Consider the following 12002-nt stretch of genomic DNA (forward strand, 5'->3'; position numbering starts at 1 on the left):
AGCTATGGGCCTTTTCCCATCGGGAAAATTGTTTGACCATGAAGGACATGAAGTTCATGAAGGGGGGAAGGGGGTGAGGTTGGGGGCTACTGAATACTGAATACTGTATTCTGAATTCTTCCCCAATCAGGGTTAATCAGAGAAATCAGGTGCAAAGATATCCAGGGGAAGAGGGGAGAGATAGCCACAAGAGGCACAAAAGGCACAAGAGGAAATAAGGAGAATCGATGGAAGAAAAGGAGGTAATGAGACTATGTGACCGGGTACGGGAAACAAGTATGGCGATACATAAATATCTGAGATGGGGTCACCTTGAAAAAGTATACGAAAATGCGCTTGTTCACAGGCTTTATAAAGCCGGAATAAAACTGGAAAGGCAATACCCGGTGTCGGTTTATGATGAAGATGGGGAATTGTTGGGGCAATTCGTAGCGGATCTGCTGATTGAAGGGGAGCTTCTCGTCGAATTAAAGGCATGCCGGAATATAGCCGAGGAACATACGGCCCAGATACTGGGTTATTTGAGGGCCACGGGGTTGGAACACGGTATGCTTATTAACTTTGGCGCTCCTCGGCTGCAGATAAGAAAATATATCTTGAATCGCGACGACATACGCGAAGGCGATTGCTAGAGAGGGCTATTCGACGGGACGCGAACGGTTAGCAATTTTTTGTGATATTCCAAAGGATTTGAAAACATAGCCCTACCGGAAAATTGAGATGTCATTAAACTCCCTCAAGAATTTGAGCTTTTTGTGCCTCTTGTGCCTCTTGTGGCCATCCCCCAAAAGCATGAGCATTTTGCGCCTTTTGTGCCTCTTGTGGCCATCCCCCAGAAACATGCGCCTCTTGTGCCTCTTGTGGCCATCCCCCAAAAGCATGAGCATTTTGCGCCTTTTGTGGCTATCTCCTCTTACAACTTATTGAATCCCATGGCAGGTGAAGCATGAAAAAGATTCTTTTCGTAATCGGAACCCGGCCCGAAATCATCAAGACCGCCCCGGTTATCCTTGAAGCTCGCCGCCGCCGTCGATTCCGGGTCAAGGTCTGCTTTACCGGTCAGCATCAGTCGATGGTCGACCAGATGCTTCGGGATTTTCGGATTCCGGTGGATTTCGATCTCAAGGTGATGAAAAAAAATCAGACCTTGACCGGCCTGGCCGCCAGAACCATCACCCGTCTTCAGGGGGTGCTGGAAGACGTCGAGCCTGAGATGGTTCTGGTCCAGGGAGACACCACGACCGCGGCCATGGCGGCCCTGGCCGCGTTTTACAACCGGATCGCCGTCGGTCATATCGAAGCCGGGTTGAGGACGGGCGACCGCTTTCGGCCGTACCCCGAGGAAGCCAACCGGTGCCTGATTTCCACTCTTGCCGATCTTCACTTCGCTCCTACTCCGGAGGCTAAAAGCCACCTGCTTGCGGAGGGGAAAGATCCGGGGTCGGTCTTCGTCACCGGTAATACTGTCATCGATGCCTTGCAGTATGTGTGGAACCTGAATCGAGCTTTTATTAATCCCCGCCTGCGTCGGATCGAAGCGGATCGGAAGGTGATTTTAATCACCATACACCGTCGGGAAAGTTTCGGAATTCCGCTGCGGAACATCTGCCGGGCGATGGCCGATATAGCCCGGCGTCATCCCGAAGCGTTGCTCGTTTATCCGGTTCATATGAACCCGAACGTCAAGAAACCGGTATTGGAAGAATTGTCCGACATCGCCAACGTCTGGCTTGTCGATCCGCTGCATTACCGGGATTTGGTCAAGCTGATGCAGCGGTCGCATTTTATCCTCACCGACTCCGGAGGTATTCAGGAGGAAGCACCGTCCTGCAACAAGCCGGTGCTGGTCCTCAGGGAAAAGACCGAACGCCCGGAGGGCGTGAAGTTAGGGGTGGCCAAGCTCGTCGGCGCCGATCGAAAACGTATTATCTCTACCGCGGAGCTGTTACTGGAGAGTCACGATTTTTATAGCAAAATGCAATTGGGACGGAAGAAAAATCCGTATGGAGACGGAGCCGCTTCTAAACGGATCATGGACAAGATTACGAGATATTTCTTCCGTGATATATCCCGATCGAAAGGAGGGAGTAACCGATGATTACGATTATGTTGCCCGCATTCAATGAAGCCGGTTCGATTGGGAACCTTTTGGATAGTTTTATTCGGGCTTTTGAGGAGGAAAAACGTCGTTGGAGAATTATTTTAGTCGATGATGGGAGTTCGGATGGTACCGGTGATATTGCTCGGAGTTACCAAGGGACGATAGATATTGAAGTTGTTGCACACAGTGTTAATCGTGGGTTAGCTGAGGCGCTGAAAACCGGATTGATAAGAGCGGTGGAAACCGCTGCCGATGACGAAATTATTATCACAATGGATTCTGACGGTAGTCATCTTCCGGGCCTTGTTTTCAGAATGGTACGTCTTGTTAAAGAAGGTCATGATGTCGTTATCGCTTCCCGGTATCGGGCAGGTTCACGGATACGAGGTGTAAGCCTTTTCAGGAGGTTAATGAGTCGAGGAGCGGCAATCCTATGTAAACTTACTTTTCCCATCAGGGGAGTGAGAGACTATACCTGCGGCTATCGAGCCTATAAGGCATTTCTCCTCAAAAGGGTATTTACCGATTATGGCCAAGAAATTATTTCGGAACCCGGTTTTTCTTGTATGGTCGATTTGCTTTTAAAAGTAAATCGTTACGAACCGATAATTACCGAAGTCCCTTTTATCCTGCGATACGATCTCAAGGCCGGTCCCAGCAAAATGAACGTCAAATTGACGGTCAAGCAAACTTTGATGCTTTTACTCCGCCGGCGATTAGGGCTGAAGTAAAGAATGAGTAGTGGAAAAAACAGCGGAATTTTGCGTATTTGCAGATCTTCACGTCTCCTAACGATAGGTTTTTATCTACTCTTTTTATTTGTTTCTTACGACGGGAATAGGGACTGGGATGAAAATACCTATCTGGCACGTACTGCTTATCTTAACGTCTGGGACTTGGATTCTTGGCTTATGCAAAGCGGGCGAGCGGCATGGGAATATGATTGGTATCGAGCCAAAATCTCGCATTTATTGTTATTAGATTTCTTTTTTGCTTTGTTTGGCATTGGAAAATCAGGGTTGTTCTGCGTGAGCTTAATGTTTGCTCTGATGATGGTAGCAGTCGGTTTTTGGTGGGAAAGAATTATTCGATCTATCACCGAAAACGATAAATACGCTAAATTATCAGCGATACTGACTCTTAGTACTCCGGTTGCCTTGTATCTTTCTTATAAAGCATTAACTGAAACAACCGCTATATTTTTCGTCGTGCTTTCACTGTATCTCTTCGTTTCGAGTTGGACCGCCAAAAACGGTTGGAAATTTGGCTTAATGGCTTGCAGCGCTATTAGTTTATTGGGTGGCGTAACCAGTAGAATGGAAGTCATAACGCTTTTTTACGCATTTGGAATCGGGATGCTTTTATACAACCCTCGCCAATACAGAAATATCATTAAAAAGTTTGTTATATTTTCGATCTTCTTTGCGATTGCGGGAGTGCTGTTTTTTGCAATCACGGGAATAAATCCTTATACTGCGGCAGATAACCAACAACTTTCAGGTTGTGTCAGGGATTATCCATATAACGTAATGAATTCGTTGTTAGCCGTCGGCGTTTTGTGGCCTCTGATCATATTGGGGATTTTAAATTTTAAACGGCCCATCTTACGGCTTGGAGCTTCCATCTATATCCTGCCTACCGTTGCGTTGCTGATTGTTTTATTAACGGTTGCCATGCGGCACCAATATATGGGGATATTGGGAGCCGGCCTGATTGCCGCTTTGGGTTTGGAGCGTATAAAAAAACTGCGTCTTCTGGGGGAGTCCTGTGCATGCTCTGTTGTAACTGTTATGGCGATTTTGGCAGTCAACTTATTTTTGATGCGTACGTTGGGAGAGGTCGGTCTAGTCGGTCGCGAACTTGACAGCGTATTGAATATAGCCAAGGACGTTGATTCGACAATATATCTTACCGACGGCCCGACAAATACCTTTTCATATTTACGGGTTGCTTATCCTGAATTATGTTGTTTCCCGACGTCGAAGGGAGTAGTTTCGGATCCACAGGCAGTGGAAAATATTGATGAGTTACGCAATGCCTCACAAGGAAAGGAGATTAGTTATATTTTCGCGTATAATAAGCAACGGTCTTGGTTGGAAAAGATAGTCGATAGAATCAAGGGAAGGTCTCCCGCAGAAATAAGACGAGGGGAGATGTGCTGGTTGGCCTCCGATCCAGGAATAGAGTTGTCTCCGGTTGTATCCAAGGGAAGATATACTATTTACCATGTGAACATAATTGGAGAATAAATAGATCGGGATTTTTTAGAGGACAGTGAAGGATACGAAAGAAAAGATATTTATTACCGGCGTCGGGGGCATGATCGGTTCCCATTTGTTGGATGCGCTTCTCTTGGATGGGAATTACAACGTCGTCGGCTTGGATAATTTCAGTTTTGGAAAGGCCGAGAATATTGCGTCGCATTGGAATGACGAAAACTTTAGTCTTATTGAAGGCGATATTTTAGATGCGTCTTTGGTACGGAAGGCGGCTGAGGGAGCGGATATAGTAATTCACTTGGCCGCAGTGAAGAAAATCGCCGAAGCGGATTCGCGGCTGCCGACATTATTGGTAAATACCAAAGGAACGGAAAATATTCTGGAAGCAGCCCGAGATACCGGAGCCAAGGTTATCTTGGCCTCGACCTCGGACGTTTATGGGATGTCGCCGGATCTGCCATTTCGGGAGGATGGAGATCTTCTGCTCGGACCCAGTATGATCAAGCGCTGGAGCTACGCGGTTTCCAAGCTTTATGACGAACAGTTGGCCTTTGGATATCATAAGCAATACGGTCTTCCGATCGTGGTTCTCAGATACTTCGGCGGTTTCAGTCCTCGTTCCAGTTTCAAGTGGAGCGGCGGCCACATCCCGATCTTCGTTAATGCCATCCTCAACGACGAGGAGGTTTTAATACACGGTGACGGTTCCCAGACTCGGTCTATGGCTTATGTCACCGATCTGGTTCGAGGCACCGTTCAGGCGATGGAGTGCGATAAAGCGGTGGGATGCATCATCAATCTGGGGAACGACGAGGAAGTGAGCGTCATTGAAGCCGCTAGAATGATTCATCGAATTGCCGGTACGGGGAAAGAACTTAAAATCCGCTATGTTCCTTTCGATGAAGTTTTCGGAAAGTATCGGGATATCATGCGCCGAATACCGGATTTGACTCGCGCCCGGGAAATTCTGGGTTATCGCCCGGAGATTCCCTTCGAACAGGCGTTGCGCTTGATGGTCGAGGCGGTTCGGAGCGGCAAAGATGCCTGAAGAACCCGTTGTCCTCTACCTGGTTTTTCCCTTTCTGAACGAAGCCGACAATCTTCCTTCTCTTTTACATGGGATCGAAATGTTCAGCGATAATCATCCCGAATATTCAGTCAAAGTTCTGGCGATCGACGACGGCAGCACCGACGGGGGGGCGAGCATTTTGAACGATCATCGAGGGCAGTGCGAGATTGAAGTCGTCGTCAATGAAGCCAATCTGGGTCCGGGCCGTTCTTTTGCCCGGGCTTTCTCCAAGCTGAAACCACGGTTGCGAAGCGAAGATTTAGTAGTGACCATGGAAGCCGACAACACCTCCGGCTTGGGGATGGTTTCCCGGATGCTGGTCAGAGAGAGGGAAGGGTATGATGTGATTCTAGCCAGCCCCTATGCCTACGGCGGCGGGTTCGAGCAGGTATCTTTTTTTCGGGTGCTGGTCAGCCACGTCGCCAACGCCCTGGTTAAGGTCGTGCTCAATATCCACGGGTTGACGGTGTTCAGCAGTTTTTTTCGGCTTTATCGCGGTGGAATTATCAGGCGACTCCAGATGATCTACGGCCCGGAAATAATCGAGAGCCCCGGTTTCGAATGCATGGTGGAACTGCTCTATAAGCTGGCGCTCCTCCGAGCTCGAATCTCGGAGATCGAATACAGGGTGGATTGGGGAAAGCGCCGGGGAAAGAGCAAGATGAAGATTTTGCGCACGGTGAAGGGCTATTTCCGGGTCTTCGCTTCCTGCTCCCGCTGGCGCCTGGCCGCGGCAAAAGTTACCACAGAGGACACAGAGGGGAAACGAGGGGGATCTTAAATTCGGGGATACGTGAGCTTCGATAACCTGAAAGTAATGTTAGGTTTTTTCTTATCAGGCCGGGTTATTGACTAACAAAGGATGGAAAAAGATCTTCTAACGGAAAAAGTCATCGGTTGCGCCATAGAGGTGCACCGGACGCTGGGGCCCGGTCTTCTTGAATCTGCTTACCATCAATGTTTGGCTCATGAACTCGGTTCGCAGGAAATACCGTTCCAGATGGAGGTGCCGATTCCGGTAAAGTACAAGGGAATCAGATTGGATTGTGGGTACCGGATCGATCTACTCGTCGATAAATGCTTGATACTGGAATTGAAAGCCCGCGAAGAAGTTAAAAATATTCATAAAGCTCAGTTGCTGACGTATATGAAACTTGCCCGGATACCGACGGGTCTATTGATAAATTTCAACGTTCTCAAGCTTATAGACGGGGTTCAACGCTTTAAATTATGAACTCTGTGCCCTCTGTGTCCTCTGTGGTAAAAAACCCTGAACCGAAGTTGCATGAGCTCCGTTAGTGTGGTTATTCCGTGTCTGAACGACGCCGCCTATATCCGGGAGGCGCTCGACAGCGTTTTCGGGCAGACTCTGCCGCCCGAGGAGATCATCGTGGCCGACGGAGGCTCCACGGACGGAACGGCCGATATCCTGAATTCCTACCGGGGGAGATTGACTTGGTTTCGGCAGGAAGGGAAGGGGGTTTCGGCGGCGAAGAACCAGGCCGTCGCCCGCACCCGGGGCGAGTATATCGCGTTTCTCGATGCCGACGACCTCTGGTATCCGGAAAAACTGGAACGGCAGACGGCTTTGCTGGATCGCTGTCCGGAGTACGGGTTCTGTTCTTCCGACGTCGATTTCTTCGACGAGTCCGGGGTCTTTATCCACGGCGCCATCGGCACGGAAAAGCAACCCCGGTCGGGTTACGTTTTCGACGAGCTCTTCGTCAATAATTTCATCTCTTCGGCGACCATTATGCTCCGCCGGTTTTGTTTCGACCGCGTCGGAGGATTCGACGAAAACATCCGCTTTGCGGAAGATACCGAGATGTGGCTGCGGGTGGCCAAGGAGTTCCGGCTTGGATATATTCCGGAGGTTCTGGCCGCGTACCGCGTCCGGCGCTCTTCGCGGTCCTTTCAATTCGCCGAGCATTATCGGTCTCTGGGCGGGACGTTCGACCGTTTCCTGGGGAAATACCCGGATTATTTCAAGGCCCGACCGGGGCTCATGAGAAACGCACGGTACAATCTCTATCGACGTTGGGGATACCGCCATTTCGAAGTCGGGGAATATCGCCGCGCCCGCGGGCTGTTCTTGCGTGCCCTCCGCCGCCGCCCCTCTGCCGGGATGATATGGAAATATCTGGCGGCGAGCCTGTTGCCGCCGTCGGTTCTCCGAAAGCTCCGAAAACACCGCGGCGATTGACGCCCCGATCATTCCCGGACGTACGGAATCAGTTTTTGGAAAGAGTCCCCGGTTTGATTTCAATCCCGGCGTTCTGGGCGTACTCACGGATGGCCCGGTGCTTTTTCCGGACGAAGTAATCCCAGGCCCCCAGCAGCATCCCCGCCAGTTTGACGAAGTTGTCGAGTTGGAGAACGGCGTAGATGCCGGGAAGCCTGGACCACCCCGACCGGGTGCGGATGACCGTCAGGAAACGCCGGTTGATGAAAAGTTGATACAGGAACAGGCCGGCTAGAAGAGCGGCGGGCAGCAAGGGCGGTAGAACCGCAAACAGAGGCACTATCGCCACCGCCACACCGGAAATCAGAATATTGAGGATGGGTACCCGATATTCCGGGTTGGAGTCGGTAATGTCCGCCATGCCGTAGGTAAGGCGCACCAGCATGAAATTATGGACGAAAAAATTTCGTCGGATAAAGGTTCGAAGACTGTGTTCGCTGTCATGAAGCACTTCGATATCGGTGCAGATGAGGATTTTGGCTCCCAGGCAGGCAAGGCGATAGCCCAACTCGGTGTCTTCATTGGAGCGTAGACCGGGGTTAAATTTCCCGGCCCTGAAAAAGATTTCTCGGGGCATGGCCACGCACCCGCTGCTCATGGTCATGGTTCGATAGTTGGAACGCAGCCGGTAAAAATAATAAAACCAGCTGTGCAGGTATCGGGAGAACAGCCCCCCGTATTCGCCTTCGGAGAGGATGGCTTGAATAACCGTGAAATCATGAAACCGGGCGATAGCCGCATTGAATTTCCAGATGGTATCGGGGGGAGCGACAATATCGCTGTCGACGAACAGGAGGTAGTCCATTGCCGCGGCTTGGGCGCCCAGGTTTCTTGCCGCCGCCGGACCCCGGCGCCCCTTCGTCCTGACGACTTTAGCTCCCAGTTCGGAGGCGATCGAGAAAGAAAGATCGGAAGATCCGTCATCGGCTACGATCAGTTCCAGCTTGTCACCGGGGTATCCCGAGTCCAGGAACGATTTCAGGCACGCCGCCAACGTTTTCTCGGCGTTGTAACAGGGAACGACGATCGAGAATGAGCGTCGTTCGGCTGTTTGTCCATCGTTCATTCGGGTCGAGTCCATATCGTTCACTTGATTAATCATATCCGGATTTGCCGTTTCCACAATTAAAAGCGCCCGCTCCCCGTCGTCGTCGATTTCCGAGTGGGTTCTCCCCGATGAAATACAGTAAAATGAAACCTTCGGACGAGAACGGACGATGCCTGAAAAACCCGAAATCAGTGTGGTGATCGCAGTCAAGGATTGCGCTTCTTACATAGATGAATGCCTGGAAAGCGCCCTATCCCAGGGAGACAACCGAACGGAAGTGCTGGTGGTCGATGGCGGATCGACCGACGGGACTTGGGAAAAAGTACGGAGATACGGAGATCGGATCCGTGGCTTTCAGGACCCCGCCCGGGGAGTTGCTGCTGCCCGTAACCTGGGTGTGGCCCATGCCGGCGCTCCTTACCTGGCGTTTTTGGACGGTGACGACTATTGGCTTCCGGGAAAACTTGCCCGGCAGACGGCCTGGATGAGAGCGAACCCCCGTTTCCGCATGACTTTTACCGACACCTTCGATCTTTTGCCGTCCGGAGAACGTATAGGTCCATGCCTTAAAACGCGTTATAGCCAAGTCCCCAGCGGACATATTTTCGAGAGTCTTTTGGAAGGGAACTTCATTCCGTCGATCACGGTAATGCTGGAAACCGCTCTTTTCCGTGCCGTGGGCGGGTTCGACGAGAATCTGCACTTCGCGGAAGATACCGAGATGTGGCTTCGGCTTTCCCGGCTGACGGAAATCGGTTTTCTTTCCGAGCCTCTGGCGGTTTATCGGGTGCGTCCGGACTCCCGGGTCAACCGGTTTCACGAACACTACCGGGCCCGGTTGAAAATCATCGCCGCCTACCTGGGGCGGACCGAGGCGCTCCCCGGTTGGAACCCTTCCCGCCGCCGGCGCGTTATGGCGAGGCATGTGAGGAGATATGCCGATCGCCTTTTTCAGGCCGGGGAATACCCGGCCGCGCGCCGAGAATATTGGAAATGTTGGCGGGAAGAGCCGTTGAAGCTGCACGTCTTGTTACGCGGTCTTCTGACATGGTTTCCCCCGGCACTTGTCGAAGGGTTCAAGGGCCTGAAGAAACGGCGATGAAAATACTTGTTTTAGATGCGCACTCCCCCGTCGGCCTGGCCGTAGCCAGGTCTCTGGCCCGTGCCGGACACCTGGTCGATGTCGGCGGGGAAGAGAGTTTCTTCAATATAGCTTTCTATTCCAGATACCCCCGGGCGAAAATCGTCTATCCTCGCATTGCCGGCGATACCAGGGACTTTCTGCGGTTTTTCCGCGAACTTCTGGCCGAGTCGGATTATGACTTTATTATCCCGGTAACCGACCGGACGATTATCCCGCTTCACCGGGAAGGCCGCCAACTCCCCGGCTTCGAGCGGGTCGCCCTTCCCGAAGACGATGCCCTGGAAACCACGCTGAACAAGGAAAGAACACTCGATATCGCCCGGGAACTCCGGGTGCCGATTCCGTGCACCTGGGTTTGCGGAGACGATATGCGCGGGAGCGGGGGAGGGGAGGTCTATCCGCTGGTGGTCAAAGCCAGATATTCGAAGTATCTGAAGGACGGCGTTCTCATCTCGGACCCCGGCCCGGTTTTCGTCACCGGGCCGGCCGAACTTCTGGCGAGTTGCCGCGCGAAATCCCTTTTAATCCCCCGGCCCCTGGTCCAGGAGATGATCGCCGGAGATGGGTACGGTTATTTCGTTCTGGCTCGGCGGGGGGAGCCGCTGCTTACGTTCGCCCACCGCCGGCTTCGGGAAGAAAATCCCCTGGGAGCCCGCAGCAGTTACTGCCGGGGCATCGAGCCTGCGCCGGAGATGGAAGATTCGGCCCTGAAACTCATCCGCCGCTTGAAATGGAACGGGGTGGCCATGGTCGAGTTCAAGCGGGAAAGATCGACCGGTCGGTTCGTCCTCATGGAGATCAATGGCCGGTTTTGGGGGTCCCTTCCCCTGGCTATCGCTTCGGGTGCGGATTTCCCGGTCGCCTATCTGGATTTGCTCGCCGGACGGGCAATACCGCCGTCGACCGTGGTCTACGGCCGAAAAGCCCGGTTCCTCTACGCCGAGGTCCAACATCTGGTCTCGGTTATGCATGGGCCTCCCCCGGCTTGGAAAGGCGCGTATCCCACGCGGGGTCGAACGCTCTGGTCGTTTCTGAGTTCGTTTTTTCTCCCCGGAATTTCGTATTTCAATCTGACGCGGGACGACCCCTGGCCCGGGCTTATGGAGAACTCGCGTTATCTTCTTAATATTCTCCCCCACCGTTTGGCGGCCAGGAGAAAAGCATGAAGGTTTCGGGGTTTTTCCATATCCACTCGCGGTGGTCGTGCGATTCCGAGATGTCTCTGGAAGAGATCCGGGAAACCGCTTTATCCGCCGGCGCCGGGTTTGCCGTTTTGGCGGAACATGACCAGGGGCTGGATTGGGAGAGGGTGGGGGAGTATCGTTCCGAAGCCGAGCGCTTATCGGATCGAGAGTTTATGTTCATTGCCGGGATCGAATATGATTTCGACGGTTCGCACCTTGTTCTGGCGGGAGCCCCGGGCTACCGCCGATGGAACGGGATCGAAGAATTTTTGACCGGGGCCGCGGAAGGAGGCGGGATAACGGTTTGGGCTCATCCGCGCCCCGATCAATTGGTGGCCCTCAGGGCTTATGCCGGGCGGCTCCATGGGATGGAAGTTTGGTCCGCCCGGTACGGTTGCCCCCACCTTCCTAGCCCGGCTTTGGCCGCGGTTCTGGCCGGTCTGCGGCGGGGCAATCCCGGATTCTGGGCGTTCGCGGGACAGGACGCTCACCGTCCCGAACAGATCAGGACGCTTTTCCTTGACGTCGAGGTCGACGCCCCGGCCCCCGGCCTGGTGGTTGAAGCGCTGAGGAAAGGCCGGTTCTGCGCCCGGAAGGGAAGGGTGGAGATGACCAGCCGGGGAACGGTGACCGGAATCTGGTCTCCCGTCCGGTCGGCCGCGTATGCCGCGTACCGCCTCCTCGATCGCCTGAACCCTTGATCTCACATGTAGGGGAGAGGGTTAGCCACAAAAGGCACAAGAGGGCACAGAGAGTTTTTTGGGGGAGGAAGGCGTATTTAAGATTTCATAGGGGGGACAATGGAAGCAATCTCCATCTGTACAATCCGTGGATCTTTCCTTAATCCGTGAAATCTGTGGACTGTTCCAGAGGCCGGGGCGGAGGGCTACTGAATACTGTATTCTGAATTCTTCCCTAATCAGAGTAATCAGGTGCGATAAGGGTTCAGGGTTCAGGAGGAAAGCATAGAGCATAGGGCATGGCGTGCCCCTCGA

13 protein-coding genes are annotated in these 12002 nt (G+C 52.7%); 11 read left to right on the top strand and 2 right to left on the bottom strand.

Annotated elements, in window-relative coordinates; all coding sequences use genetic code 11:
- Window positions 1-227: 227 nt before the first annotated feature.
- Complete coding sequence (locus PLZ73_02100) at window positions 228-632, top strand: GxxExxY protein (protein HOO76660.1); 405 nt, start codon at window positions 228-230, stop codon at window positions 630-632.
- Between the two features lie 281 nt (window positions 633-913).
- On the opposite strand, the gene PLZ73_02105 is transcribed toward PLZ73_02100, so the two are convergent.
- The gene (locus PLZ73_02105) at window positions 914-1066 is read right to left on the bottom strand and encodes a hypothetical protein (GenBank protein ID HOO76661.1); all 153 of its coding nucleotides are present in this window, start codon (window positions 1064-1066) and stop codon (window positions 914-916) included.
- Between PLZ73_02105 and wecB the strand changes: the two genes are divergently transcribed.
- The 7 genes from wecB (at window position 1007) to PLZ73_02140 (ending at window position 7592) form a co-directional block, all read left to right on the top strand.
- Window positions 1007-2098: a UDP-N-acetylglucosamine 2-epimerase (non-hydrolyzing) gene (gene wecB / locus PLZ73_02110; protein ID HOO76662.1), complete on the top strand. Its 1092-nt coding sequence runs from the start codon at window positions 1007-1009 to the stop codon at window positions 2096-2098. The two genes, PLZ73_02105 and wecB, sit on opposite strands and share 60 nt — an antisense overlap.
- Complete coding sequence (locus PLZ73_02115; GenBank protein ID HOO76663.1) at window positions 2095-2832, top strand: glycosyltransferase; 738 nt, start codon at window positions 2095-2097, stop codon at window positions 2830-2832. The genes wecB and PLZ73_02115 overlap by 4 nt, the downstream gene beginning before the upstream one ends.
- Before the next feature lie 3 nt (window positions 2833-2835).
- The gene (locus PLZ73_02120) at window positions 2836-4350 is read left to right on the top strand and encodes a glycosyltransferase family 39 protein (protein ID HOO76664.1); all 1515 of its coding nucleotides are present in this window, start codon (window positions 2836-2838) and stop codon (window positions 4348-4350) included.
- 25 nt (window positions 4351-4375) lie between these two features.
- Window positions 4376-5368 (top strand): GDP-mannose 4,6-dehydratase, encoded by a 993-nt coding sequence (locus PLZ73_02125; protein ID HOO76665.1) that lies wholly within the window; start codon window positions 4376-4378, stop codon window positions 5366-5368.
- Entirely contained in the window at window positions 5361-6170 is an 810-nt protein-coding gene (locus PLZ73_02130) for a glycosyltransferase (GenBank protein ID HOO76666.1), read from the top strand. The genes PLZ73_02125 and PLZ73_02130 overlap by 8 nt, the downstream gene beginning before the upstream one ends.
- Before the next feature lie 81 nt (window positions 6171-6251).
- On the top strand, window positions 6252-6623 hold the full coding sequence (locus PLZ73_02135; GenBank protein ID HOO76667.1) for a GxxExxY protein: 372 nt from the start codon (window positions 6252-6254) through the stop codon (window positions 6621-6623).
- A 51-nt stretch (window positions 6624-6674) separates the two neighbouring features.
- Window positions 6675-7592 carry a glycosyltransferase gene (locus PLZ73_02140; protein HOO76668.1) on the top strand — a complete coding sequence of 306 codons (918 nt, stop codon included), beginning with the start codon at window positions 6675-6677 and terminating at the stop codon, window positions 7590-7592.
- Between the two features lie 28 nt (window positions 7593-7620).
- Here the strand turns inward: PLZ73_02140 and PLZ73_02145 are convergent, their stop codons facing one another.
- A complete protein-coding gene (locus PLZ73_02145; protein HOO76669.1) occupies window positions 7621-8712 on the bottom strand; it encodes a glycosyltransferase in 1092 nt (363 codons plus the stop codon).
- A 136-nt stretch (window positions 8713-8848) separates the two neighbouring features.
- Between PLZ73_02145 and PLZ73_02150 the strand changes: the two genes are divergently transcribed.
- Genes PLZ73_02150 through PLZ73_02160 form a run of 3 tightly spaced genes read left to right on the top strand, consistent with a single transcriptional unit; the run spans window position 8849 to window position 11708 of the window.
- Window positions 8849-9781: a glycosyltransferase gene (locus PLZ73_02150; protein HOO76670.1), complete on the top strand. Its 933-nt coding sequence runs from the start codon at window positions 8849-8851 to the stop codon at window positions 9779-9781.
- Window positions 9778-10989, top strand: a complete 1212-nt coding sequence (locus PLZ73_02155; GenBank protein HOO76671.1) for an ATP-grasp domain-containing protein — start codon at window positions 9778-9780, stop codon at window positions 10987-10989. The genes PLZ73_02150 and PLZ73_02155 overlap by 4 nt, the downstream gene beginning before the upstream one ends.
- The gene (locus PLZ73_02160; GenBank protein ID HOO76672.1) at window positions 10986-11708 is read left to right on the top strand and encodes a hypothetical protein; all 723 of its coding nucleotides are present in this window, start codon (window positions 10986-10988) and stop codon (window positions 11706-11708) included. Before PLZ73_02155 ends, PLZ73_02160 begins: the two co-directional genes overlap by 4 nt.
- The last annotated feature ends 294 nt before the right edge of the window (window positions 11709-12002 follow it).

The sequence above is a fragment of the bacterium genome, from assembly GCA_035380285.1.
GTDB lineage: Bacteria > Auribacterota > Erginobacteria > Erginobacterales > DAOSXE01 > DAOSXE01.